Origin of the sequence: Pseudonocardia sp. N23 (genome assembly GCF_002583555.1) — a bacterium.
Classification (GTDB): Bacteria; Actinomycetota; Actinomycetes; order Mycobacteriales; family Pseudonocardiaceae; genus Pseudonocardia.
The window spans coordinates 1-25,360 of the sequence record NZ_BEGX01000011.1; the positions used below are offsets into that span (position 1 = coordinate 1).

The following is a 25,360-nucleotide window of genomic DNA, read 5'->3' on the forward strand; positions in this document are numbered from 1 at the left end:
TAGGCGACCCCGGTCTCCGCGGCCTGCGACAGGTCGATCGTCCAGTGCCGGTACCGCTCGGGCGCGGTGCTGAACTCGACCTCGTGGACGTCCACTGACTCTGGAACGCGAGGTGGAGCCGGGTCCTGGGCAGGCAGAGTGGTCGTTGTGGAAATCATGGCGTCCTCCGAGTCATCGGGCAGCGCATCCCGACTGCAATGTTCTACATTCTTTCCGCGACACGTCAAGAACTTGTCGAGTATTCGGCGGGCGGAGCCCTGTCCGATGGGACACGAAGACCGACACGGGTTTCGGGGGGTCGATGAAGCGGGGGGGCATTTCCCCTATCCGCCATGGCGGCCCCGAACGACTCGATGGTGCCTCGGTGGTGTGTTCACGGGATGCGAGAGCAACACCACATCGACAACAGTCTGCACGTCGAGGCCCGCTCTGCCGTCCGGATCGCCCCGGGGGAACGGGACTGCAGACCGCGTCCGCACCAGGCGGCCGGCGGATGTGTTGAGGAAGGCTGACATGTACTTCGACGACATCGTCGTGGGTGCAGGCTCGGCGGGAGCACCGCTCGCCGCCCGGCTGTCTGAAGACCCAGACCGGCAAGTACTCCTGCTCGAATCAGGACGCGACTACCCCGCTGCCGGATCCACACCCACATCGTTGCTCAACGCCGCCCGCTGCCCCGTCGACCACGACTGGGGATGGACGGCCGAGATGGTGCCGAACCGACGCTTCGGCTATCCGCGAGGCCGCGTCGTCGGTGGCTCCTCGGCGACGAACGCAGCACTCGCATTGCGTGGGATGCCCGAGGACTACGACGACTGGTCCGCTCGCGGCAACCCTGGCTGGGCGTGGTCCGACGTCGCACCATGGTTCCGCGCGATCGAGGACGACCCGGCGGGTGATCCGGCGCACCACGGACGCGGCGGACCGATACCGATCCACCGGCCGGCAGTCGATGATCTGACCCGACCGCAGTACGCGTTCCAGCAGGCCTGCGTCGCGCTGGGGTTCCCCCTGACCCACGACCACAACGCTCCGGATACGACCGGGGTCGGCCCCGGACCTGCCAACATCCGCACAGGTGTCAGAATGTCCACCTCGATCACATATCTCGATCCCGCCCGCGGGCGTCCGAACCTGACGGTCCGGGCCGGCGCCCACGTCGACCGGGTGCTCGTCGAGGACGGCCGGGCCACGGGCGTCCTCCTGGCGGGAGGTTCCGGCGAGGGCTCGACCGAGATCCGCGCCGGGCGCGTCACCCTCGCGGCCGGCGCGCTGGCGACTCCTGTCATCCTCCTCCGGTCGGGCATCGGCGACCGAGCAGAGCTCGCACGGCACGGAATCTCGGTCGTCGCGGACCTGCCGGGGGTCGGGGCAAACCTCCGTGAACACGCCCACGTCGGGATCAACCTCAATGCCAGCGGGCCCCCGGCCGACGACGACACCCGCTGGTGGCAGGTACTCCTGCAGTGGACGTCGCCCGGCTCGGCCCTTCGCAATGACATGCAAACCCTGCTGTTGCAGGAACCGGCTCAACCCGCTCTGCGCCTGATGCTCAACCTCATGGCACCACAATCGGCCGGATCGGTGACGTTGGGCGGGCCCGATCCCACGTGTCCCCCTGACATCAGGCTGAACCTCGTGTCCGCCCCCGCCGATCTTGACCGCCTCGTCGCGTCGTTCCCGACCCTGATTGCGATGGCCGGCTCCGCGGCAATGAGCCCCCATCACGACGGCACCGCCGTCCTCGACACCGGCGAGACACTTCTCGTGACCGGACTGCCTGCCCGTTTCGCCGAGCCGCGGACCGTCGAGGACTACGTGCATGCCTCCGTCACGCACTATGTGCACGCCGTCGGGACGGCCCGGATGGGTCCGGCCGACGACCCGGACGCGGTCGTCGACGAGCAGCTGCGAGTGCACGGCGTCGCGGGCCTGCGGGTGGTCGACGCCTCGGTGATGCCGACCGTCCCGCGCGCGAACACCCACCTCACCTGCGTGGTGATCGCTGAACGGGCAGCCCGGTGGATGCAGGAGGACATGGCAACCGAGGAGCGCCACCGCGCGTCGGCTCAGGAGGCGACACGATGACCACCGCTGTCACCCTCGAGCAGACCGGCATCTTCGTCGGCGGAGATTGGACGCCGAGCGCAGCCCGCGGCCGTCTCGTCGAGATCGACCCGACCACAACGTCCACGCGGGGGCGGGCGTGGTCGACTACTACGCAGCAGTCGCCGACGAGGTACGCCTCGAGGAAATGCGCAGCACGACGCTCGTACGCCGCGAGCCCGTCGGCGTGGCGGGCTTGATCGTGCCGTGGAACGCCCCTCTGCTGCTGGCACTGATGAAGATCGCCCCGGCGTTGCTGGCGGGCTGCACGGTCGTGCTCAAGCCGGCGGCCGAGACGAGCCTCTCGGCCGCCTTCCTCACCGATGCCACCCGAGCGGCCGGGCTACCGCCCGGAGTGGTGAACATCGTGACGGGTGGCCGCGAGACCGGTTCCGCACTCGTCGCGCATCCCGGGGTCGACAAGATCGGGTTCACCGGCTCCACGGCCGCCGGCCGGATCGTGGCGGCGCAGTGCGGGCAGACACTGAAGCCTGCGACGTTCGAGCTCGGCGGGAAGTCCGCCGCGATCCTGTTGGACGACGCGGAGCTCGACACCTACCTCGACCGGATCACCGAGGTCAGCCTGCTGGGCTCGGGTCAGGGCTGTCTGTTGAGTACGAGGCTACTGGTGGCCCGTTCACGTCACGACGAGCTCTGCGACCGCCTGCGCGAGACGCTGGCCGCGCAGGTCGTCGGGAACCCGCTGGATCCGGCGACGACGTTCGGCCCGATCTCGCTGCAACGTCAACGGGCACACGTCGAGGACTATATCCGCATCGGGCGTGACGAGGGCGCGGCCGTCCTCGTGGGTGGGGGCCGCCCCGCCCACCTCGACCATGGCTTCTTCGTCGAGCCGACGGTGTTCGTCGGCGTGGACAACGGCATGCGCATCGCCCGCGAGGAGATCTTCGGCCCGGTCCTCACGGTGACTCCGTTCGACGACGAGGACCACGCCGTCGCGCTCGCCAACGACTCCGAGTACGGGCTCGGCGGCTCGGTCTTCTCCGCCGATCGCGAGCACGAGGTGGCGGTGGCGCGCCGGGTGCAGACTGGGACGATCGGGGTCAACGGCTACCAGCTGGACCTGGCCGCCCCGTTCGGCGGTGTCAGGAACAGCGGGATCGGACGCGAGCTGGGGCCCGAGGGTCTCGCCCCGTACCAGCGGCTCCAGTCGATCTACCACGCGGGCTGACCGCGCCCCTGTCCTACGAGGCTCGGCCACCGGCCCGGCAGACGGTTCTCCGTGGGTCGCTCCCACGGGTGCCGGTGTCATATCCTCGTACGCCCGGGATCGGCACGGACCCCTCGCACGACGATCGCGCGTCGACCGGAGCGTGTCACGAAGGAGCCGGACCGTGCCCGAGGTCGTTGCAGCCCCCGGCCGGGTGTTCCCGTGACCGCGTACGAGGAGCTGTACGGGCGCGCCCAGGACCTGGAAACGCTCCGTAGCCTGTTCCGGGAGGCCGTGGCCGGTCACGGCGGTGTGTGCCTGGTCGAGGGCGCAGCCGGGTCGGGGAAGTCCGCACTGGTCCGCGGCCTGACGCGCGAGGCGGCAGCTTCCGGCGCAGCAGTGGTCGTCGGCCGGGCCTACGACGTCGCGTTCACCTCCACCTTCGGACCGTGGGCCGAGGTCGTCGCCGGCCTGCGGGCGTCGCCGGAGATCAGTGCCGAGGAAGCCACCGAGCAGGTGCTGCCGGCGTGGTCGCGTCCGGGTTCGCCCGACGTCCCGGACCAGACCGCCTTCCTCGACTGGCTCTGTTTCGCCGTAACGACCGTCGCGGCGAAACGGCCACTCGTCCTCGTCGTCGATGACCTGCATTGGGCCGACCAGGACAGCATCCAGCTGTTCCGGCACATCGCTCGCCAGGTGGCGGGCGCTGCTGTGCTGCTCATCGCGACGGTCGACGAGGACCAACTCGGGCACTCGCGGCCGAAGGCGCGGATGCTCCGCGCGATCGAGCGCGAGGTCCAAGCCCACCACCTCGCTCTCGGCCCCATCCCGGCGAGGGAGCTGCGACACATCATCGGGCGGCGGTACGCCCTACCTGACGCCGATGGCGACCGCCTTGCAGCGCACGTGGGCGACATGACCTCCGGCAACGCCTTCTTCGTCGTCGAGCTCCTCCGCGCGTTGGAGGGCACGATCCTGCGCCGGCTCGACGGGGTGTGGGAGCTGGGCGATCTCAGCGACCCGGCGCTGCCGGGGAGGTTGCGCCAAGTCGTGGAGTCACGGTTCGTCGCGTTCACCGACAGCGACCTGGACGCGCTTGCCGCAGCGGCGTTGATCGGGCCGAAGGTCGACTTCTCACTGTGGGTACGCGCCTTCGCCGACCACCTCGGGCTCGCCGAGGACGACATGGTGAAGGTGCTGGAGGCGGCGTCGGCGGCCGGCATCGTGGAGCCTGAGGAGGGGGGTTCGGGTTTCCGGTTCTGCCACGAGCTCGTCCGCAAGGCTCTCCAGGAGCACACCTTTCCAGTCCGGCGCCGACGGCTCCATCGGCTGCTCGCCGACGTGCTCGCATCGCGTCCGGACCCCGACGTCGACGCGATCGCCCGGCACCTGGCCGCAGCAGACGACCCCGCCTACGGCACATGGCTGGTCCGGGCCGGCGAGCGTGCCGAGTCGCGGGGTGCGCTGCTGACGGCCGTCGAACGTTACGAGGCTGCCCTCGACCCGCTCGTCCGGGCGGGAGCGTCTTCGGCCGACCAGGCCGAAGTCCTGCTGCGCCTGGCCCTGCTCCGACGGATGGACGACGCCGCCCAGGCAATGGACTACGTCGAGCGGGCCAGTCGCTTCGCGCTCGTCGCGGGCGACCACGTGCTGTCGCTGCGGGTGCTCGCCGGGCGCGGTCTGGTCCGTTGCTACGCCGGGTTCCTCGACGCCGGGCTCGCCGACCTCGATGCCGGCCTCACCGAGTTGGAGACCCTGTCCTGCACCGGGACCGACGACGAGACCGACCGACTCGCGACTCGCAAGCTGGTCCATCGTGGCAGCCAGGTCTACTGGCTCGCGGCGGCAGGCAGAATCGGTGAGGCAGTGCGCCTGAGCGAACAAGTCCGCACTGGCACCCCGGCCCGCGTTCCCGGCGGGCCCTCCGCGAGCGCCGCCGGTGTCGAGTGGGGCCTGGGCCTCGTCGACGCCGCCGCCGGCCGCGTCGAACGGGCGCGCGTGCGGTTCGCCGAGGCGAGCCGGTTGCACAAGCGGGCCGGCCAGGCGCGGCTCACGTTCATCTCTGCTCGCGACGAACTGGTCCACGTCGTGCTGCCCTACCTCACCGACGACCGCGCCGAACGGCGGCGTTTGGAGGACGCCCTGCGCCGGTTGGCCGACCAGGGTGCAGCGGCCCGTTCCTTCGTCGATGCCATCGACAACGTCACCTACCCGCTGCTGCATGTCATGGCCCTCGACGGCCGGTGGGACACCGTACGTCGGGTGGTGGCGGCGATGGAGGGGTACGGGATACCGCTGCTGCGTCATGTCGTCGGCGCCGTCCTGGGCCCGATCGCGCACGCGCAGGGCGACACGGCGCTTGCCTGGTCCTTCGTGGAGGAAGCCTGGCCTCAGGGCCCGGAGACGGAACCGCTGACGGTGGGCTGGTACCACACAATGCCCCAGCAACAGCTCGCCGTCGAACTTGCCCTCGACGCCGGCGATGCGCGGCTTGCACTCGCATGGCTGTCGGCGCACGAACGGTTCCTGCGCGAGACCGGGATCGAGCAGGGGGTCGCTCAGGCCCGCTGTCTGCGGTCACGGCTCGACATGCTGACCGGCCGTCCGGCCCAGGCGAGGAAGCATGCCGAGGCGGCTCTCGCAATGGCGTCGCGGCCGCGCCGGCCGCTTGTCCTCGTGGAGGCGCACCGATTGCTGGGGGAGCTCACCGCCGGCGACGACGCGGACCGCGCCCAGGAGCACTTCGCCGAGTCCTCAGCGCTGGCGGCGGCTTGCGGCGCGCCCTACGAGGAGGTGCTGACCGCGCTGGCGGCCGCGGAGAGCCTCGAGCGCCCGCTCGACCACACCGAGCTCGCCTACGTTCGCCAGTGGTGCACTGACCTCGCAGCAACGCGTGCATTGCATCGCCTAGAGCGGTTGACCGCGCCCGCCGACGACGTGGCTCCCGTCTACCCCGCCGGTCTCACCAGTCGCGAGGCGGAAGTGTTGGGGCTGCTCGCCACCGGGATGTCGGACCGCGAAATCGCGGTGGCGCTCGGGCTGAGTCACCACACGGTGGGCCGGCACGTCGAGAAGGCCTACCGCAAGACCGGGGCGCATCGCAGGGCGGAGGCGGCAGCGTTCGCACTTCGTCACGGACTGGCCACCTGACCGAGCCTGGGGCGTTCGCCCCATCCTCACACCGGGACCTGCCTGCGTCCGCTGCGGAGCGGGTGGTGTCTTCACGGGAAGCGAGACCCTACCCACATCGGCGACAGTCGTGGCATCAGTCCAGCCCCCGTGACCTCAGGAGGACGCAAGATGGTCCCTGACCTGACGACCACACCCGGCGATCCGACGGTCGCTCGTCCCCGGCCCGTCATCGCCGACCTCGTCCGCTCAGCCACGTTCAACATCGCCGCCGAGATTCTCGACGGCGCTGTGGCCGCCGGGCTCGGTGACCGGATCGCGCTGCGCACCGACACCGGGTCGACGACCTACGCCGAGCTCGCCGACAGCGTCGCGCGTGCTGCCGGAGCCCTCGCGGAGCTCGGCGTCGCCCCGCATGACCGCGTGCTGCTGCGTTTCGACGACGTCCCCGCCCTGGCGGTGTGGCTCTTCGCCGTCCAACGCATCGGCGCCGTCCCCGTGCCGGTCTACGCCCTCGCACGCGCCGGCGACCTGGTGTACCGCGCCAACGACGCCGAGGTGGTAGCTGTCGTGACCGCCGCAGATCTGATCGATGAGGTCGACCGTGCCCGACCGCGGTTCACCTCCGTCCGCCACCTGATCGCCGAACCGGCCGCACCCGACGCCGCCTATCTCGACGCGGCCGAGCTCCTCGCGACAGCCACACCTGCCGCAGCAGCCCCGACTTCGCCCGACGATCCGGCGATCCTTCTGTATACCTCCGGCAGCACCGGCGAACCGAAGGGCTGCCTGCACAGCCACTCCGACATCGCGGCCGGCATCGACAGCTGGGGTGCGGAGGGGCTGCGTCCCGAGCCCGAGGATGTGTTCGCCGGCCCGCCACCGCTGCCCTTCGCACTGGGCTACGTCTACTTCTTGATCGTCCCGCTCTGGGCGGGCGCGTCGTCTGTGCTGAGCACGGAGAAGTCCCACGACGCGATGCTGCGGACAATCGAGCGGCACGGCGTCACTGTGTTCACGGCTGCGTCGAGTTACTTCGGCGGGCTCGGCGAGCGGTACCGGCAGTGTCCGGAAGCCTACGACGTCGCATCGTTGCGGAAGGTGGTCTGCGGCGGGGAACCGCTGCAGGAGTGGATCGCCGTCAGCTTCGAGGAGACCTTCGGCCTGCCGCTGATCCAGTACCTCGGCACCACCGAGCTGCTGCACGTCGTGATCACCTACGGGGCCGACGAGGCCCGCCGGTCCGGCATCATCGGCCGCGCCATGCCGGGTTACGACGTCTCGGTGCGCGATCCCGAGTCCCTTGCCGCGCTGCCACCCGGGCGGCCCGGTCTGCTCGCGATTCGCGGGGTGACCGGCACGCGGTACTGGCGGAGGCCCGAGATGCAGGCTGCCGCGGTCCACGACGGCTGGTCGGTGTTCAAGGACCTCGTCCAGATCGACGACGACGGCTACATCGCGTATGTCGGCCGCACCGACGACATGATCGTCTCGTCCGGGTTCAACATCCCTCCGGCATACGTCGAGGGGATCCTCGCGACCCATCCGAGCGTCCGGCAGGTCGCCTGCGTCGGGGCCCCGGACCCAACCGGGCGACGATCCACGGTGGTCAAGGCCTACATCTCACTGCGTGACGGATCACCACCGTCACCTGAGCTCGCCACCGAGCTCCAGGACTACTTCAAGTCGAACGGCCAGCCGCACATGTACCCGCGGATCGTCGAGTTCCTCCCGCAACTACCCCAGACACTGACGGGCAAGATCAGCCGATCCGACCTGACAGCCCGTTCCTCGTCCACATCGTCGTCGACAGGGAAGGCCGAATCGAATGGCTGACAACGGATCCACGGCCGCGGACAGCTCCGCGAACGACACGGCAACGGATACCGGCCCAGGGCCGTCCGACCGCCGACAGGTCCCGATGCGCCGAATTGCCACCGTCGCCCTCGCCGGGTCCGCGATCGAGTGGTACGACTTCTTCATCTACGCGGCCGCGTCCGCGCTGGTGTTCAACAAGCTGTTCTTCCCCACCGTTGACGGCACCGCAGGGACCCTCCTGGCGTTCAGTACTTTCGCGGTGGGTTTCCTGGTGCGTCCCCTCGGCGCGGCCGTGTTCGGTCACTTCGGCGACCGATTCGGGCGTAAGCCCACCCTCGTTGTGGCGATGATGCTGATGGGAGTCGCCACCCTCGCCATCGGGCTGCTCCCGACGTACTCCTCGGTCGGCTTGCTCGCGCCCATCCTGCTCGTCGTCCTCCGGCTGCTCCAGGGCCTTGCCCTTGGTGGGCAGTGGGGCGGCGCGGTCCTGCTCGCGACCGAGAACGCCCCGCCGGGCAAACGCGGCTTCTACGGCGGCTTCGCGCAGCTCGGCGTGCCCATCGCACTGATCATCTCGAACGTCATCTTCCTCGCGCTGGCGGAGGTCACGGCCCCCGACGCGTTCCTGTCGTGGGGATGGCGGATCCCGTTCCTGCTCAGCGTCCTGCTGATCGGCGTCGGCATCTACGCCCAGCGCTCGATCGAGGACCACGTCCCCGCCGCGAAGACCGGTGCGCGGTCGCCGTTCGTGGAGCTCCTCCGCACCCATCCGCGGGAGATCCTGCTCGCCGCAGCCACCAGCATCGTCAGCGGCGCGGCCTACTATCTGCTCGCCGTCTACTCGCTGTCCTACGCGACGACGGCGCTCGGTGTGCCGCGGCCCCGCATCCTCACCGCGGTCCTGATCTCCGCCGTGGCGTCGGGGATCGCGATCCCGGTCTTGTCGGCGCTGTCGGACCGCATCGGCAGGCAACGGTCCTACCAAATCGGCACCATACTGCTCGCCGCCTGGGCGCTCCCGCTGTTCTGGCTACTCGACACCGGCTCCGCAGTTCTGATGACGCTCGCGCTCGTCATCGGGCAAATCATCTTCAGCCTGCCCTACGGCGCCCTGCCCGCCCTGCTCTCGGAGTCGTTCGGCACTGGAGTCCGCTACACCGGGGTGGCCCTCGGCTACCAGATCGGAGCGGTGCTGGGCGGTGCGTTCGCGCCCATCATCGCAACGGCACTCTTCGCTGCGTACGGCTCGTCGACACCGATCTCGGTGTATCTCATCGCCGTCTCAGCGATCTCCTTCGTCGGCGTGATCCTGCTGTCGCGGATCCGGCCGGAGCGGCCGGCCAACCCGAACCCGAACTGAGCACCCAACCCGTAGGAGCAAGACATCTGATGAGCGGTCTCACCGTCGGCGTGTCGGTCAACAACCTCGCCGAGCACTACAACCTCGACGACCTCCTCCGAGCCGCCGTCCAAGCCGAGGACCTCGGTTTCGACGCCGTGTGGGTGCACGACGCCCCGCTGGGCCGGCGCACTGTCGCGGCGTGGGACCCCGTCCCGGTGCTCGCCGCCTTGGGCCGGGAGACCCGGCGTGTGAAGCTGGCGACCGGCATCTACCAGCCACACCTGCGAAACCCCGTCACCGTCGCCCAGACCTGGGCGACCGCTGACGAGCTCTCCGGTGGCCGGACGATCATGGGTGTCGGCACCGGTGCCGGGAAGTCCCGCCTGGTGGCACGCGAGTACGACGCGCTCGCTGCGCTGCGCCCCGACGGCACACCCGACCCACAGGCGCTCTACCAGCACCGGGCCCGACTGTTCCTCGAGAGCGTCCAGGTGATCCGTCGCCTCTGGACCGAAGACCACGTCAGCTTCGACGGCGAGTTCTACACGCTCGACGACGTGACCCTCGGGCTCGCGAGACCTGTCGGCCGCGCGCACCCACCGATCGTCATCGGTGCCGGGCACTACATCCCGAAGGCGGTCGGCGGCGCGGTCCACCACATGTGGACGGAAAAGCGTGCCGGGACCTGGCTCCCCGGCCCGCTGGAACGGGTCGGGGAGTTGGGCGACGGATGGATCACGGTGCAGGTCACACCCGAGGAGTACGCCGGCGCGCGGGACCGCGTCCTCGCAGCGCGTCCCGAGCACATGCGCGGCACCCCCTTCACACTGGCGTTCAACTGCGTCGTGAACATCAGTGAGGACCCGGACACTGCGTTGGCCGAAGTAGATCACCACCTCAACGAGTTCCACGGGCCGCCCGTGCCCGCAGACCTGGTCCGCCGGTGGGGCGTCGTCGGGTCCCCGCGCTCGGTCGCGCAGCAGCTGGCCCGCTATGTCGAGCAGGGGGTCTCGCTCTTCCAGCTCGTCATCGGGTCGAGCGACGAGCTCGGCCAGATGAAGCGGCTGGGCGAGGAGGTCCTTCCCCTGCTGCGCGATATGACCGGCTCGTCGGCCGGCGCGGTACCAGACATCCACATATGAGGAGACGCACAGCCTCGTGAAGGGTGCCGAGGACGAACCTGGACAATCGGGCGACCGTTCCTCCGGCGGCGCGATCGTCGCCTCCATCAGCGGGCCAGCGCGGGACCGGAGTGCCAATGCGCTCACCGCCGAGACGGCCGTGCCCGGCGGCAGCCAGCGCAGGTGGGGCGCCGACCGCGCACGGTGGGATGAGAACCTCGCGGCCCCAGATCGCTTCGAGCTCAGTCCGCGGTTCAATCAACGAGGAGTTCTACCCGAGTTGACACGTTTCGCCCCGGTTCAGCAGATGCGGCTACTCGGTAGCCGACTCTTCACGCCCCTTTCGGCGCTGATGACGGTCGGGACTGCCCAGACTTTGGTTGACCCGGACGGATAGGGGGTTCAGGCCGCGTGAGCGGCCAGGGCGAGTATCTCGAATTCCAGTGAGGTGAGCCGGCCGAGGCTGTCCTGTCGTCTGCGGACGTAGATCGCGTGCTCGCTGATGTCGAGACCAGAGGCGACCTGGGCGACGCGACGGCCGGCGGCAACGAGGTCAAGGGCCTTACGGCGGAACTCGGGTGGGTACCTCTTCGGCACCGTGCGGATGATCCTTCTCGCTCGGACAAGCGTGATCATCCAGCAAGTCGACTCCGCGGTTTCCAGGGCACATCAGCGTCGACCGCTCGAGCTGCGCCAGCTCACAATGCTTGTCCAGCAACTCGTCGACCGTCGCCGCAGTCTGCGGATGCCGACGCTCGTCGATCTGGTTGCCGAGGCGTCGCAGCACTCGCTCAGCCTCAGCTGCGGCTCCCGGGCCCGCGGGGACGACCTCTCGAACGCAGTTCCGACGGTTCGTGACCGGGTCGTACCCCGTGTAGACGGACACCGGGTACGAGCCCTCGGGAGCTGCTCGATGCCACCCTTCGGCCGCTTCGCCCTCCGGCTACTGGGCGTCGCAACGGAGGCACAGTACAGCCGTTCGCTCCACGTCTGTCCTCATGAGCGTGGATCACCCGATCGCTGCGCCTACATTTCGCCTGGTCGACCCAGTGGGGCGGGTGGGGCTCGAACCCACGACCTGACGGATTATGAGTCCGCTGCTCTGACCAGCTGAGCTACCGCCCCGGCGCGGACACGATAGCGCCAGTCGCGCCGGTCACGGGTGCAGGTGCCGGGTTGCGGAGTCGTCGGTGGTGCGCCAGATGGTGTTGGCCATGGGCTCGGCCAGCTCCTCGCGCAGGTGACCCACCAGCCCGACGGTGCGGGCGATGACGCCGAGCCCGCGGGCGATCCGCCAGTCGACACCCAGCAGGACCACGCTGCCACCGATCGCGCCGGTGATGTTGGGCGGCAGGGCGCGACCGGAAGCCCTCGACGATCCGGGTGGCCTCGGCGGCGACGGCGGCGTCGTCGGCGTCCGGGCCGAGGGCGTCCGCGCCGGCCGCGAGGTACTGCGCCGAGCCCTCGATGGTGCCGACGAACCGGCTGCCCAGGCCCAGCAGACCCGCGGCGACGGCGCTCTGCAGGGACTCGGGGGCGCCGAGGTAGGTCAGCCACGTGGCGAGGGCGTTGGGGGTGATGCCGTGCTCGACCAGGCTGACGAGGGCGGCGTTGAACAGGGTGGCCTCGGCGTCGGACGGCATCCGCTCGGTGAGCAGCAGGAACGCGAAGCTGCCGAGGTCGACCTTGCCGATGAGGTCGGCGCACAGGTCGCGGCCGAGGACGGTCACGGAGGTCTCGTCGCTCCAGCAGATGTCGCTGCGCACGTCGAGCGCGGGGGCGTTGTCAGTCATCGGTGTCGTCCTTCTCGTGGGTGAGGAGCTTCTCGAGCTCGTGGCGCAGCAGCTTCCCCGACGCGTTGCGGGGCATGGCGTCCGAGGAGACGAAGTGGATCTCCTTCGGTGTCTTGAAGCCGGGCAGGCTCGCCCGGCAGGCGTCGATCAGCTCGGCCTGGGGGACGGAGCCGTCGGCGTGCACGACGAAGGCGACGGGGACCTTGCCCCAGCGGTCGTCGGCGCGGCGGACGACGCCCGCCTCGAGCACGCCGGGCGTCTGCAGCAGGACGCGTTCGATCTCGGCGGGGTAGACGTTCTCGCCACCACTCTTGATCATGTACTTGACCCGGTCGACGAAGCTGAAGGTGCCGTCGGGGTGGCGGACCAGGACGTCGCCCATGTGGAACCAGCCGTCGCGGAAGTCGGCGCGGTTGGTCTCCTCGTTGTCCCAGTAGCCGCTGAACAGGGTGGGGCCGCGCATCGCGACCTCGCCGGGCACGCCGTCGGCGACGTCGCGGCCCTCGGGGTCGACGAGCCGGACCTCGCAGTAGGCGCTCTGTTCCTTCGCGAACCCGGTGGGCTCGACGCCGACGGGGATGACGCCTGCGGAGCAGGGCGGGCAGCCGGTCTCGGTCGAGCCGAAGGTGTTGGCGTAGGGCGCGTCGAGCAGCGTGGTGAGCTCCGCGATCTCCGCGGGTCGCACGAGGTCGGGCATCACGCCGCACAGCCGCACCCCGGCGGGACGGATCCCGCTGTCGCGCAACGCCTCGACCAGCCGCGCGACCGTGCCGGGCATGACGAGCAGCCAGCCGATCCGCTCGCACGCCAGTGCGTCGAGGAGGGCGGCGACGTCGAACCCGTCCACGACGACGACCGTGCCGCCCGACATCAGGGTGCTCAGCGAGTTGTCCAGCGCGCCCATGTGGTGCAAGGGCGACCAGGCGACGAAGGCGTCGTCACCGCCCAGGCCGAGCTCGGCGCGGGTGGCCATCGACCGGGCGATCTCGGCGCGGTGGCTGATGCACGCGCCCTTGGGCGTCCCGGTCGTCCCGCTGGTGTAGAGGATCACGGCGAGGTCCTCCGCGCCCGCGGCCGACGGCTCGGACCGCTCGGGCGCGGCGGCGACGTCGGCCTCGAACTCCGGACCGACGACGAGCACCGGTTCGGGACGGCCGTCCAGGGTGTGGCGCGGTGAGCACAGCGTCAGGCTCGGGGCGACGAGGTCGAGACAGGCGTCGATCTCCGCGGCGGTGGCGCGGGTGCTCACCGTGGCGACGACGGCGCCGACGCGGGCCGCGGCGAGGATCGTCTCCAGGTACTCGGGGCGGTTCTCCGAGACCAGGCCGACCCGGTCGCTGTGGCCGACCCCGTTGCGCGCCAGGACGGTGGCGAGCCGGCGCGTGCGCTCCCCCAGGTCGCGGTAGCTCACCCGCACGTCGCCGCACCGCAGCGCGACGCGGTCGGGGTGCATCCGGGCCTGCGCGTCGACAAGATCGACGACCGAGCTCCCGGCCGACGCCCGGACGAGCGCCGCGGCCGGGACGAGCGCGTCGCTCATCGGTACACGGCCGAGTCGCCCGGGAGCACCGGGTCCACCACGCCCGACGCGTCGGCGGGCGGCCGGGCCAGGGCGACGCCGACGAGGCCCGACGAGGCTGGTGAACACCATCCAGCCCGCGATCCCCCACGGCGCACCGCCGGCCCAGCCGAGCAGCGCGGCGGCGATGAGCGGGGCGAGGCCGCCGCCGATCGCGGTGCCACCCTCGCGGCCGATCCAGACCGCGCTCATCCGGCTCTTCGTCCCGAACATGGCGGTGAAGCAGGCGGGCTGGATGGCGTCGGACGCCGCCGAGCCGCCCGCGATGCCGACCGTCACGGCGATGACGACGAGGGTCATGCTGCGCGAGTTCACGAGCAGGAAGAACGGGAACGCGAAGACGGCCTGCACGATCAGCGCCGTGATCATGACCCTGCGGAACCCGAACCGGTCGCCCAGGTGCCCGTAGAGCGGCGCCAGCACGCAGGCGACGGCGGCGCCGACGACGGTGGCGGCCAGCACCGACGAGCGGGACATGCCCAGCGTCGTCGTCGCGTAGGTGAGGACGAAGACCGACACGATGTTGAACGTGGCGTTCTGCCCGACGCGCATCAGGAAGATCGCGATGACGTTGCGCGGCCGGCGCAGCGCCTCGACGACGGGCGCCTTCTCGCGACCCTCACGCTTTGTCACCTGCTCGAACTCGGCGGTCTCGGTGAGCCCGCGCCCGATCCAGAGCGCGACGCCGATCAGCACGATGCTGAGCAGGAACGGGACGCGCCAGCCCCAGCTCAGCAGCGCCTCCTCGGTCAGGACCGCGGACAGTCGGGTGTAGACGAGCGAGCCGAGGATGAGGCCGGCGAAACCGCGCTCGACAGGAACGACCCGAAGAAGCCCGGCCGGCGGCTGCCGTTCTCCTTGGTCATCAGGGCGGCGCCGCCCCACTCGCCGCCGGTCCCGAGGCCCTGCACGACCCGCAGGATCACGAGCAGGATCGGAGCCGCGACGCCGATCTGGGAGTACGTCGGGAGCAGGCCGACGCCGACGGTCGCGACGGCCATCAGGACCAGCGTCGCGATCAGGACGGTCTTGCGGCCGAACCGGTCGCCGAGGTGGCCGAACAGGAAGCCGCCGAGGGGCCGGGCGGCGAAGCCCGTCGCGAAGGTGGCGAAGGACAGCAGTGCGCTGGTGGCGGGATCACCCGCCGGGAAGAACAGCTTGGGGAAGATCAGCGCCGCGGCGGTGCCGTAGAGGAAGAAGTCGTACCACTCGATGACCGTGCCGACCGTGACCGCGGCGGTGACCTTGCGCGTGGTGACCGTGGGTGGACTGCTCGCCAGCTCGCTCGCGCGCGGGATCGCGGTACTCCGAGCCTTCGGGCCGGGGACGCCGGAGCTGACGCTGAGCCAGGTCGCCGCGGCGACGCAGCTGAGCCCGGCCGTCGCGCGGCGGTTCCTGCTCACGCTGGTGCAGCTGGGCTACCTGCGCCAGACCGACCGGCGGTTCGTCCTCACCCCGACGGTCATGGAGATCGGCGCGAGCTACCCCGACTCGATGAACCTCGCGGAGGTCGCGCAGCCGTTCCTGCAACCGGTTCGCGACGAGACCGGCGACAGCGTCTCGCTCACGACCCTGGCCGGCGACGACATCATCCATCTCGCCCACGTCCAGACCGAGCGGATGCGGCGCTTCGCCGTCACCCCCGGCAGCCGGGTGCCCGCCTACGTCTCCGCCAGCGGCCGGGCGATGCTGGCGTTCCTGCCGCAGGACCGGCTCGACGGGCATCTCGCAGACCTGGACGTCGAGCAGCGCACGCCCTACACCGTCACCTCCGTCGCCGACCTGCGGGAGCGCCTCGCCGAGGTCCGCAGGAAGGGCTACGCGCTGGTCGTCGACGAGCTCGACATGGGCATCACCGTCATCGGCGTCCGATCCTGATCGGCGGCAGGCCGCTGGCCGGCATCAGCTGCGCCGCGGCGTCCGGGACGCGCTCACCCGAGGAGTTCGCCGCGACCCGGCTGCCTCTGCTCCAGTACGCCGCGGGCCTGCTCAAGAAGCAGATCGAACGCTCCCCCGCGCTGGTGCACTCGCTCGAGCCCACCGGCTGACGCTCAGCCCGCGGCCAGCTCCTCGCGCAGCAGGGCGGCGAGATCCTCGGGGTGGGACAGGAACGGCGAGTGTGCCGACGGCAGGTGCCGCACCCGGCCGGCCCGCTCGGCCATCTTCTCCTGTGCCCGCGGGGCGAGGGCGGCGTCCTCGTCGCACACGATGTAGGTGCTGGGGACGGTCTTCCATGCGGCCACGGTCAGCGGGGTGGAGTAGGCCACCAGCGACTGGTGGCCCAGCCTCGCGACGGCGGCCTCCGCGACACCGGCGTCGACGTCGCCGTAGAGGAAGCCCTCGGGGTTGCGGGTGTCGATGTAGCCCTCGTCCTGATGGACGTCCCACCACGACGGCCACGTCCCGCGCAGGCTGCCGACCACGGTCTGGCCCACGTCCATCATCATCGCGGTGAGGTAGACGAGCCGGACGACGCCGTCGGCACCGTCGAGGGCCTCGGTGATCGGGACCCCGCCGTAGGAGTGCCCGACCACGACGACAGGGCCCCCGACCGCGGCGACCGCCGCCCGGACCACGGCGACGTCGTCGTCAAGTGTGCCCAGCGACCTGGGATCGGGGCCCGACGACGGCAGGTCGACGGCGATCGTCTCGACGTCGGGCAGCTCGGGACGCAGCGCGTCCCAGGCCCAGGCTCCGTGCCAGGCACCGTGGACGAGGACGAGGGCGGGGCTCATGGACGGGCCTCCAGATAGGTGGCGGCAAGGCGTTTCGGGGCGCGGGCGAGCCACGCACCTTCGACGACCTCGGCGAGCTCGTCGACAGCGATGTCGTCGAGACGGACGAGGACGGCGCGGTAGCCGTCGAAGTGGGGGGTCGTGAAGAACACGGCGGCGTCGTCGGCGATCAGGGCCTCCTTGACCCCGAGGTCGGCGACCCAGGCGCCGAGGACCGGCCCGGTGGGAGCGGCGGCGCCGAGCGCCTCGTGATCGGCCCGGCGAAGCGGCCGGTCCCACACGAAACCCTTGCCCCGCACCAGCCACTGCGGGTTCTCGCCCGCGCGCTCCGTGACGTCGGGGAGCGCGAGGGCGAGGCGGCGGACGTCGTCCCACCCGGCCATCAGCGGTCGTCGTCGATGACGTGGACGGCAGCCTCCTCGGCGGAGGCGCCCGCCCCGTCGATGCCGGCGTCGACGGCCCAGTTCTCGTCGTCGGTCACGAGCGGGTCCTCGTCGCGCTGGACGAGCCGCCCGGCCCGCCGTGCCCCGACCTCGTCGGTGGCCAGCAGCTCGCCGTCGGTGTCGGAGGCGTCGCCGAGCCCGTCCCCTTCGTCGTCGTCGTATGACGCCGACGGGTCGGGCACCTCGCGGGCGAGGCGATGGTCGAGGTCCTCGCCCTCGGCCTCCTCCTGCGACGTCGTGCCGAAGTCGTCGACCGCCCAGGGGCGCTCCGGCGGGGAGTACCCCTCGTCGAGGATGTCGACGACGCCGCGGTCCTCGAGCGTGTCCTCCGGTTCGAGCTGCGCGTTCTGGTCGAAGTCGTCGTCCTCGTCACCCATGCGAGTCACCCATGCCCGACAGCCTGGCAGAACTCAGCCGCCGAAGTGTTCCTGCAGGGCCCTGATCCCTCCGCCGTACACGCCGCGGGCGTAGGTCTTGGTCAGTTCGGCCTCGTCGGCGGCCTCGGCGTCGTACTCGGCCCACCACTCGACGAACGCGTGCCCGGTGTCGGTGACGGGTGCGACCCGGAACGTGGACACGTAGCGGCGCACCGCGAACGGCCCCGGGTCGGTGAAGGTGTAGGTGCAGCTGCGGGCGTCGTCGTCGAGCTGCACGAGGCGCTCGGAGACGACGGCGTCGCCACCCAGGCCGAGCCTGCGGACGGCGCCGACCTCGGCGCCGGAGTCCCCGCTGGTGAGCTCGCTGCTCTGGATCCCGGGGTGCCAGTCGGCGATGCCGTTGAAGTCGCGGATGCGGGCCCAGACCTCGTCGGCCGAGGCGGCGACGACTCCACTGGCGTACGGACGCGGCATGTCAGTTCTCCTTGAGGACGGTCTTGAAGAGACGGGTCTGTTCGGTGAGGGCCTTCTCGGTGGGCAGCCGTTCCATCGACGAGGCACCGTAGAAGCCATGGCACCCCGTCGTGCGCGAGAGCACGTACGCGGCGTCGTCGGGCATCGAGACGGGGCCGCCGTGCACGAGTACGAGGACGTCGTCGCGTTCGTCGAGGGCGGCGGCGGACCATTCGTCGACGAGCGCGACGCAGTCGTCGAGAGTCTTCGCGGTCTCGGCGCCGATGGAGCCGCCAGTGGTCAGTCCCATGTGGCACACGACGATGTCGGCACCGGCGCGGGTCATCGCGCGGGCGTCGTCGGCGGAGAACACGTAGGGGGTGGTGAGCATGTCGGCGGCGCGGGCGGCTGCCACGAGGTCGACCTCCAGCCCGTAGCCCATCCCCGTCTCCTCCAGGTTCGCCCGGAAGGTGCCGTCGATGAGCCCGACGGTCGGGAAGTTCTGGATGCCGGCGAAGCCGAGGTCGTCGAGCTCGCGCAGGAAGCGGTCGGTGATCATGAACGGGTCGGTGCCGTTGACACCCGCGAGCACCGGCGTCTCCTTCACGACGGGCAGCACCTCCGCGGCCATCTCGACGACGATGTCGTTGGCGTTGCCGTAGGCGAGCAGCCCTGCCAGTGAGCCGCGGCCGGCCATCCGGTAGCGGCCGGAGTTGTAGATGACGATGAGGTCGATACCGCCGGCCTCCTCGCACTTGGCCGAGAGCCCGGTGCCCGCTCCCCCACCGACGATCGGTTCGCCGCGCCGGGCCATGTCCTGGAAGCGCTCGACGAGATCGGCCCGACGGTGGCGTTTCACGCGGTCACCTCCTGCCACGCGGCGGTCACCGCGTCGGCGAACCCGGGGTCGTTGACGTGGTGCGGCACCCTGCGCACGACGCCGTCGCGGCGCACCGACGACTCGATCGTCTCGAACAGCGCCGCGTCGGCCGCGGGGTCGTGGAACGGCTGGCCGGCCGCGTCGAGCGCGGACACGCCGCCCTCGGGGATCAGGAACACCGCGGGCGCGGTGAGGGCATCGAGCTTGCCCGCGATGAACGAGCCGAACGCCCGATTCTCCTCGACCGTGGTCCGCATGAGCGTGACCTGCGCGTTGTGCTCGTAGAACCTCCGGCCCGCGAAGGCCGCGGGGACCGTGTCGGGCGCCCCGAAGTTGACCATGTCGAGCGCCCCGCACGATCCGACGTACGGCACCCCGGTGCGGGCGATCGCGTCGAGCCGGTCCTCCGCGGCGGCCATCACGCCGCCCACGAGCAGGTCGGCGATCTCGGTGGTCGTGACGTCGAGGACCGAGCCGATCAGGCCGTCGTCGACGAGCTTCTCCATGGCCTTCCCGCCGGTTCCGGTGGCGTGGAAGACGAGCGGGTCGACGTCGTCACCCAGCCGTTCCAGGATCTGCGTGACGCAGGGCGTGGTGACGCCGAACATCGTGATGCCGACCGCCGGGCGGTCGGCGGCCGCGGGCACCTGGTGCAGCAGCGCACCCGCGAGCATGTGCGCGGCATTGCCCAGGACGTGGCGCGAGATCCGGTTGAGCCCCGCCACGTCGGTGACCGAGTGCAGCATCGCGATGTCGGCGGCGCCGACGTAGGGTGCCACGTCTCCGGACGCGACCGTCGACACCATGATCTTCGGGACACCGACGGGCAGCGCCCGCATCGCCGGGGTGACCAGCGCCGTCCCTCCGGAGCCGCCGAGCCCCAGCACCCCGCCGACGTCGTCGCGCGAGGTCAGGAACGCCCGCAGCGCGACGGACATCGCCCCGACCGCACTCCCCCGGTCGCCGGTGAAGACCGCACCTGCCCCGTCGGGGTGGTGCGCGGCGACGTCGGCGGGCCCGACGTCGGCGTCACCGGAGGCGTACTCCGAGGTCGAGACGTCGACCGTCCTGACGTCCACACCGGCCGCGCGCAGCAGACCGGCCACGTAGGACAGTTCGGCGGACTTCGTGTCGTGCGTCCCGACGACGTAGGCGAGGCTCACACCGTCCGTTCTAGTCCACGCGCCGCGATCTTTCGACCGCTGACGCGGTCAACACCCGTCGAGCCGCCCGTAGGCGGTCTGCGGCGAGATCCGCGACGCGCGAGCCATCGCGCGGATCTCCAGTCCCTGCTGCTTGCCCTCGCACAGCAGCTGCTGCTGGCGGGCGCGGAGCTCGTCGATGCGGTCGGCGACCTCGGCCATCTCGGCCAGCAGCGCCTCCGCCTCGGGGCCGGCGCCCGTCCTGCTGCGGCCCGCTCCCGGGCGCGGCCACGCCCGGACCTCGCCGGCGTCCCACAGCTTGCGCCGGCCGCCACCGTCGAGCGGGCGGGGCGCCTGCCCGCGGGAGACGTAGCCCAACCAGGTCTGCGTCTTCACGCCCCACGCCTGGGCACACTCGTCGCTCGTCCAGGTCTCGGCGCTCATGGCCGTACATCATCGTGCATCGACGTCCACCATGGTGCATTTCCCCGCCGCGGACATGGGAGGGCCCGGGCACCAGCCGGTGCCCGGGCCCCGTCGTCGGTCGGTGAATCAGCGGGTCGTGGGAGCCGTCAGCCGATCTTCGCGAGCCGCTTGCGGGTGTCGGCGGCCGCACCCTCGGCGGTCTTCGCGGCGGCGGCGCCCAGGTCGGAGGCACGCGAGGCGAGGTCGCCCCGCAGCTTCGCGGCCTGGTCGGCGGCGTCGGAGGCCAGCGCGGAGAGCTGGTCGACGTAGCCCGGGGCCTTCTTGCGGGCCTTGGCAGTCGCCTTCGCCGCCTGCTTCTCCCAGGCCGCGCGGCGCTTCTCGGCGGCCTTGAGCCACCTCTTGCCACGCCTGCCCGCGTGGGCCTGCAGCTCCTCACCGCGCTCGGCGAGCACCTGCTGCCACTGCGCGCCCCGCTTCTCGACGAGCATCTGCAGCCGCGCACCACGCTTGTCGGCGCGGCGCTGGAGCCGGGCGGCGCGCTTGCCCGCGTCGGCTGAACGGTCGGCCAGGTCGTCGCTGAGCTGGGCGGCCCTGGCGACGACGGTGTCGCGCACAGCAGGGGCCCGGTCGGCCACCGTGGCGCCGACCTTGGAGGCACGGTCCGCGAGCTGCGCACCGACCACCGGGGCCCGGTCCGCCAGCAGGGCACCGGTCCTGGTGGCGCGGGCGGCGAGGACGGCCCCGACCTCAGGAGCCTTGTCCGCCAGCACCGCACCTGCCTTCGTGGCCCGGTCGGCGACGGCGGCACCCACCTCGGGCGCCCGGTCGGCGACAACCGCGCCCACCGCGGCGGCCTTCCCGGCCAGCACCGACCCGGCCTCGGACGCCTTGCCCGCGAGCGCCGACGACTGCGCCGAGGACCGCGCGGACGCGGCGCTGGGCACCAGCCCGGCCAGGCCCGCGGCGAGGCTGGTCACGGCACCGCCCGCGTCGTGGGCGACGCCGGAGACGCGGTCGGACACATCGTGCGCAGCGCCGGTGACGGCGTCGACACGCTCACCCGCGGCCGCCGCGGCGAGGCGGGCGGCCCGCTTGCCCCGGTAGGCCACGGACGGCTTTCCATGGGTGTCGGCGGCCGCGATGAGCAGCCCGCCGAGCAGACCGACGTTCTTGAAGAAGTGGATCTGCTGGGCCTTGCGCTCCTCGGGGTCCTCGACCTCCCAGAAGCGGTGTCCGGCCAGCGTCGTCGGGATCAGGCTCGCGGCCAGCGCCGTCGACGCCAGCCGCGGCGCCTTGCCCAGCGCCAGCAGGGAACCCGCGGCGATCTTCACCGCGGCGTCGACCTTCACGAGCGTCTCGGCGTCGGGCCGGGAGTCGATCGGGGTGACCTCGACCGCCTTGTCCAGCACGGGGTCGAGCGCGGGGGCTGCCGCGTCGAGGATCGGTTTGGCGGCCTGCGCGTGGCCCTCGGGCGCGCGCAGGGCTGCGATGCCGCCTTGGATGAAGATCGCGGCAAGCATGGGTCTGGCTACACGTCGCAGGACCGGCATGCTCGCACGTTCCCCGCCACGGAGGACCCCAAACACATCCGCGGATGGGCCATGATTCGGGTGTGAGCCAGCCCAGCGGCACCCACGCGATCGGCCTCGACATCGGCGGCACCAACATCCGCGGCGCGGTCGTCGCCGACGACGGCACGCTGCTCGCCGAGGTCTCCGAGCGCACACCCGAGACCTCCGACGGCACGACGATGACGAAGATCCTGCTCGGCATCACCCAGCAGCTGCACGCCGACCATCCCGAGGTCAGCGCGATCGGCGTGGGTGCGGCCGGGATCGTCGAGTGGCCGACGGGGCTGATCCGCTGGGCGCCCAACAACTCCTACCGCGACTGGCGGGTGCGCGACGAGCTCGAGGCGGCCACCGGCCTGCCCGCGACCGTCGACAACGACGCCAACGTCGCGGCCCTGGCCGAGGCCCGGCTCGGCGCGGACCGGCTGCGGGAGATGGTGTTCCTGACCGTCGGGACCGGCGTCGGCGGCGGGCTCGTGCTGGGCGGGGTGGTGTACCGCGGGCCGTCGGGGCTCGGCGGCGAGCTCGGGCACATCGTCGTGGCGCCCGACGGCCCCGTGTGCGGCTGCGGCAACCGCGGCTGCCTGGAGGCCGTCGCGTCGGGCACGGCGCTGACCAGGATGGGCCGCGAGGCCGCCGAGGCCGACCCGGACGGCACCATCGCGCGCATCGCCCGCGAGGAACAGGGCGGGCACGTCACCGGGCAGACCGTCACCAGGGCGACCGAGCTGGGCGACCCCACCGCACTGGACCTGTTCGCGCGGCTGGGGCGCTGGCTGGGCATCGGCATCGCGTCGCTGGCCAACATCTTCGAGATCGAGGCCGTCATCATCGGCGGCGGCCTGGTCACCACCGGCGACCTGCTGCTCGAACCCGCGCGCGCCGGCTACCTCGAACACGCCTACGCCCGCGAGGCGCGGCCCGTCGTGCCCGTCCGGGCCGGGACGTTCGGCACGGACGCGGGCGTCGTCGGTGCCGGGCTGCTGGGACTGGAGCACGCGCACGACGGCGACGTGCACAGCCGATAGGTTGGAGCCGTGACGTCTCTGGTCCTCGGTCCTGTCCTGCGTCACGTGGGCGACGACTCCGCGACGGTCTGGGTGCAGACCGACGGGCCCACGACCGTCGAGATCCTCGGCACCCGCACCCGCACCTTCGAGGTGTCGGGGCACCACTACGCCCTCGTCGTCGTCACCGGGCTCATCCCGGACACCCGCACCCCCTACGAGGTGCACCTCGACGGCGAGCGGGTCTGGCCACCGGCCGCGTCGCCGTTCCCGCCGAGCAGCATCGCGACGCGCGGGCCGGCGTCGGCGTCGGCGGGACGCCACCGCATCCTGTTCGGCTCCTGCCGCTACGTGAAGGTCGCCGACCCGAGGACCGCCGCGACGTTCGGCATCGACGCCCTCGACGCCTACTCCGCCCGGATGGCGGGCCGGCCGCCGCAGGAGTGGCCGGACGCGTTGTTGCTGATCGGCGACCAGGTCTACGCCGACGAGCTCACCCCGCAGACGGTGCGCCGCATCGCCGGCCGCCGCGACCAGCACCCCGACTGGCCCGACGACGAGATCGTGAACTTCGAGGAGTACGTCGGGCTCTACCGGGACGCCTGGACCGACCCCGAGATCCGCTGGATCATGTCGACCGTCCCGACCGGGATGATCTTCGACGACCACGACATCCGCGACGACTGGAACACCTCGGACGTGTGGCGCCGGCAGATGGCGCAGGAGTCCTGGTGGGCCGAGCGGGTCCGCTCGGGCCTGGCGTCGTACTGGGTCTACCAGCACCTGGGCAACCTCTCCCCCGACGAGCTCGCCGACGACCCCGACTACGCGAAGATCATCGCCCACGACGGCGACACGTGGCCGCTGCTCGCCGAGCTCGCCGACCGCGCGGACGCCGAGGTCGACGGCTCGAAGGGCATCCGGTTCAGCTTCCGCTGGGCGTTGGGGCGCACCAGGATCGTCGTCATCGACTCCCGTAACGGGCGCATCCTCGGCGACGGCGACCACCTCATGGTCGGTGACCGTGAGTTCGGCTGGATCGAGGAACGCGCCCTCGAGCCCGGGCCGACCGACCACCTGCTGCTGGTGACGTCGGTGCCGTGGTTGCTGCCGCCCGCCATCGGCGACCTCGAGACGGTCAACGAGATCGCCGCGGCCCGCCCCGGATGGCGCGGACGGCTGGGCGAGAAGATCCGCCAGGCCGGCGACCTGGAGCACTGGCCCGCGTTCCGGGAGTCGTTCGACCGGCTGGCCGGGCTGATCGCCGCCGCCAGCAGCGCCCGTGGCGACGAGCCGGCGCCGGCGTCGGTCAGCGTGCTCTCCGGCGACGTCCACCACAGCTACGCAGCACGCGCCGATGTCGACGGCGCGGGGGAGGCACCCGTGCACCAGCTGACGTGCTCTCCCGTGCACAACCACGTGCCGCCCTACGTCCGGGTCGGGTTCCGGCTGGGCTGGAGCCGCGCCGCGGGCCGTCTGACCCGAGCCTGGTCCACCCGCAAGGGTGCGTCGACACCGCCGGTGACCTGGCACAAGCTGGGCGGACCGTACTTCGGCAACACGATCGCGTCGCTGGAGATCGACGGCCGCCACGCCGACGTCGTCTTCGAGCAGCCGACGGGCGCGGCGTCCCTGCGCGAGGCCGCCCGCCACACCCTGACATCCGCACCGAGGAGCTCTCGATGACGACCGCAGGACACTCGCCCGGCAACGCCGCTCCGCTGCGGGGTGCCCCGGCCCCCGACACCGACGGCACCGACGCGCTCGCCGGACAGGTCGTCGTGCTGCGGCCCACCGGGTCCGAGCACGTGACCGCATTCATCGACATCCTGCGGCACCCCGAGGTCGAGCGCTGGTGGGGCGGTTACGACCTGGAACGGGTGCGCCGGGAGCTGCTGGGCCCGCACGGCTACGCCGTCGAGCTGGCGGGCGACGTGATCGGGCTGGTGATCTTCCACGAGGAGGAGGACCCCGACTACCGGCACGCAGGCGTCGACATCGCGCTGCACCCCGACGCGCACGGCCAGGGCCTCGGCGGCGACGCGCTGCGCACCCTGGTCCGCTACCTGTTCACCCGCCGCGACCACCACCGCATCGTCATCGATCCGGCCGCGACGAACGAGCGCGCGATCCGCAGCTACGAGCGCGTCGGGTTCCGGCCGGTCGGCGTGATGCGCCGCTACGAGCGCGGCACCGACGGCGTCTGGCACGACGGCCTGCTGATGGACCTGCTGCGCGAGGACTTCCTGGGCTGAGCGCCCGTGAAC

22 protein-coding genes and 1 tRNA gene are annotated in these 25,360 nt (G+C 71.4%); 10 read left to right on the forward strand and 13 right to left on the reverse strand.

Translation table 11 applies throughout. The features are described from left to right. Positions 1–264 precede the first annotated feature (264 nt). The 6 genes from TOK_RS05230 to TOK_RS05255 all read left to right on the forward strand — a co-directional run bounded on the left by TOK_RS05230 (position 265) and on the right by TOK_RS05255 (position 10,708). Positions 265–2,088 (forward strand): GMC family oxidoreductase, encoded by a 1,824-nt coding sequence (locus TOK_RS05230; protein WP_172457417.1) that lies wholly within the window; start codon positions 265–267, stop codon positions 2,086–2,088. A gap of 46 nt (positions 2,089–2,134) precedes the next feature. Next, positions 2,135–3,298, forward strand: coding sequence for an aldehyde dehydrogenase family protein (locus tag TOK_RS05235; protein ID WP_256387958.1), 1,164 nt, complete (start codon positions 2,135–2,137; stop codon positions 3,296–3,298). 201 nt (positions 3,299–3,499) lie between these two features. Then, positions 3,500–6,427, forward strand: coding sequence for a helix-turn-helix transcriptional regulator (locus TOK_RS05240; RefSeq protein ID WP_172457418.1), 2,928 nt, complete (start codon positions 3,500–3,502; stop codon positions 6,425–6,427). A 150-nt stretch (positions 6,428–6,577) separates the two neighbouring features. Continuing rightward, entirely contained in the window at positions 6,578–8,242 is a 1,665-nt protein-coding gene (locus TOK_RS05245; RefSeq protein ID WP_098956656.1) for an acyl-CoA synthetase, read from the forward strand. An 85-nt stretch (positions 8,243–8,327) separates the two neighbouring features. Then, a complete protein-coding gene (locus tag TOK_RS05250) occupies positions 8,328–9,584 on the forward strand; it encodes an MFS transporter (protein ID WP_098956657.1) in 1,257 nt (418 codons plus the stop codon). 29 nt (positions 9,585–9,613) lie between these two features. Then, positions 9,614–10,708, forward strand: a complete 1,095-nt coding sequence (locus TOK_RS05255; RefSeq protein WP_098956658.1) for an LLM class flavin-dependent oxidoreductase — start codon at positions 9,614–9,616, stop codon at positions 10,706–10,708. Positions 10,709–11,089: 381 nt separating this feature from the next. On the opposite strand, the gene TOK_RS05260 is transcribed toward TOK_RS05255, so the two are convergent. The 5 genes from TOK_RS05260 to TOK_RS33805 all read right to left on the reverse strand — a co-directional run bounded on the left by TOK_RS05260 (position 11,090) and on the right by TOK_RS33805 (position 15,462). After that, positions 11,090–11,284: a transposase gene (locus tag TOK_RS05260; protein WP_172457419.1), complete on the reverse strand. Its 195-nt coding sequence runs from the start codon at positions 11,282–11,284 to the stop codon at positions 11,090–11,092. Positions 11,285–11,737: 453 nt separating this feature from the next. Further along, positions 11,738–11,812 (reverse strand) — tRNA-Ile (locus tag TOK_RS05265). Beyond that, positions 11,803–12,480: a hypothetical protein gene (locus tag TOK_RS05270; RefSeq protein ID WP_216361860.1), complete on the reverse strand. Its 678-nt coding sequence runs from the start codon at positions 12,478–12,480 to the stop codon at positions 11,803–11,805. The genes TOK_RS05265 and TOK_RS05270 overlap by 10 nt, the downstream gene beginning before the upstream one ends. Further along, positions 12,473–14,755 carry an MFS transporter gene (locus TOK_RS05275; protein WP_098956660.1) on the reverse strand — a complete coding sequence of 761 codons (2,283 nt, stop codon included), beginning with the start codon at positions 14,753–14,755 and terminating at the stop codon, positions 12,473–12,475. The genes TOK_RS05270 and TOK_RS05275 overlap by 8 nt, the downstream gene beginning before the upstream one ends. Before the next feature lie 53 nt (positions 14,756–14,808). After that, positions 14,809–15,462: an MFS transporter gene (locus TOK_RS33805; RefSeq protein ID WP_098956661.1), complete on the reverse strand. Its 654-nt coding sequence runs from the start codon at positions 15,460–15,462 to the stop codon at positions 14,809–14,811. Here TOK_RS33805 and TOK_RS05285 point away from each other — a divergent pair. Beyond that, positions 15,401–15,937, forward strand: coding sequence for an IclR family transcriptional regulator C-terminal domain-containing protein (locus tag TOK_RS05285; protein WP_374754859.1), 537 nt, complete (start codon positions 15,401–15,403; stop codon positions 15,935–15,937). The two genes, TOK_RS33805 and TOK_RS05285, sit on opposite strands and share 62 nt — an antisense overlap. 173 nt (positions 15,938–16,110) lie before the next feature. On the opposite strand, the gene TOK_RS05290 is transcribed toward TOK_RS05285, so the two are convergent. The 8 genes from TOK_RS05290 to TOK_RS34995 all read right to left on the reverse strand — a co-directional run bounded on the left by TOK_RS05290 (position 16,111) and on the right by TOK_RS34995 (position 22,035). Next, entirely contained in the window at positions 16,111–16,794 is a 684-nt protein-coding gene (locus tag TOK_RS05290) for an alpha/beta hydrolase (protein WP_098956663.1), read from the reverse strand. Beyond that, positions 16,791–17,177, reverse strand: coding sequence for an MmcQ/YjbR family DNA-binding protein (locus TOK_RS05295; RefSeq protein WP_098956664.1), 387 nt, complete (start codon positions 17,175–17,177; stop codon positions 16,791–16,793). The genes TOK_RS05290 and TOK_RS05295 overlap by 4 nt, the downstream gene beginning before the upstream one ends. Beyond that, a complete protein-coding gene (locus tag TOK_RS05300; RefSeq protein ID WP_098956665.1) occupies positions 17,177–17,614 on the reverse strand; it encodes a DUF5709 domain-containing protein in 438 nt (145 codons plus the stop codon). The genes TOK_RS05295 and TOK_RS05300 overlap by 1 nt, the downstream gene beginning before the upstream one ends. 33 nt (positions 17,615–17,647) lie before the next feature. Beyond that, positions 17,648–18,088, reverse strand: coding sequence for an SRPBCC family protein (locus TOK_RS05305; RefSeq protein WP_098956666.1), 441 nt, complete (start codon positions 18,086–18,088; stop codon positions 17,648–17,650). A gap of 1 nt (position 18,089) precedes the next feature. Beyond that, entirely contained in the window at positions 18,090–18,926 is an 837-nt protein-coding gene (locus tag TOK_RS05310) for a phosphoenolpyruvate hydrolase family protein (RefSeq protein WP_098956713.1), read from the reverse strand. Then, positions 18,923–20,110 carry a Tm-1-like ATP-binding domain-containing protein gene (locus TOK_RS05315; RefSeq protein WP_098956667.1) on the reverse strand — a complete coding sequence of 396 codons (1,188 nt, stop codon included), beginning with the start codon at positions 20,108–20,110 and terminating at the stop codon, positions 18,923–18,925. The genes TOK_RS05310 and TOK_RS05315 overlap by 4 nt, the downstream gene beginning before the upstream one ends. 48 nt (positions 20,111–20,158) lie before the next feature. Beyond that, a complete protein-coding gene (locus tag TOK_RS05320) occupies positions 20,159–20,533 on the reverse strand; it encodes an AlpA family transcriptional regulator (RefSeq protein WP_098956668.1) in 375 nt (124 codons plus the stop codon). Between the two features lie 128 nt (positions 20,534–20,661). After that, positions 20,662–22,035, reverse strand: a complete 1,374-nt coding sequence (locus tag TOK_RS34995) for a DoxX family protein (protein ID WP_172457421.1) — start codon at positions 22,033–22,035, stop codon at positions 20,662–20,664. A gap of 92 nt (positions 22,036–22,127) precedes the next feature. Between TOK_RS34995 and TOK_RS05330 the strand changes: the two genes are divergently transcribed. Genes TOK_RS05330 through TOK_RS05340 form a run of 3 tightly spaced genes read left to right on the forward strand, consistent with a single transcriptional unit; the run spans position 22,128 to position 25,348 of the window. Further along, positions 22,128–23,114 carry an ROK family protein gene (locus TOK_RS05330; RefSeq protein ID WP_253258193.1) on the forward strand — a complete coding sequence of 329 codons (987 nt, stop codon included), beginning with the start codon at positions 22,128–22,130 and terminating at the stop codon, positions 23,112–23,114. A 9-nt stretch (positions 23,115–23,123) separates the two neighbouring features. Then, positions 23,124–24,779 (forward strand): alkaline phosphatase D family protein, encoded by a 1,656-nt coding sequence (locus TOK_RS05335; protein ID WP_098956671.1) that lies wholly within the window; start codon positions 23,124–23,126, stop codon positions 24,777–24,779. Beyond that, positions 24,776–25,348: a GNAT family N-acetyltransferase gene (locus TOK_RS05340; RefSeq protein ID WP_253258194.1), complete on the forward strand. Its 573-nt coding sequence runs from the start codon at positions 24,776–24,778 to the stop codon at positions 25,346–25,348. Before TOK_RS05335 ends, TOK_RS05340 begins: the two co-directional genes overlap by 4 nt. Positions 25,349–25,360: the final 12 nt, after the last annotated feature.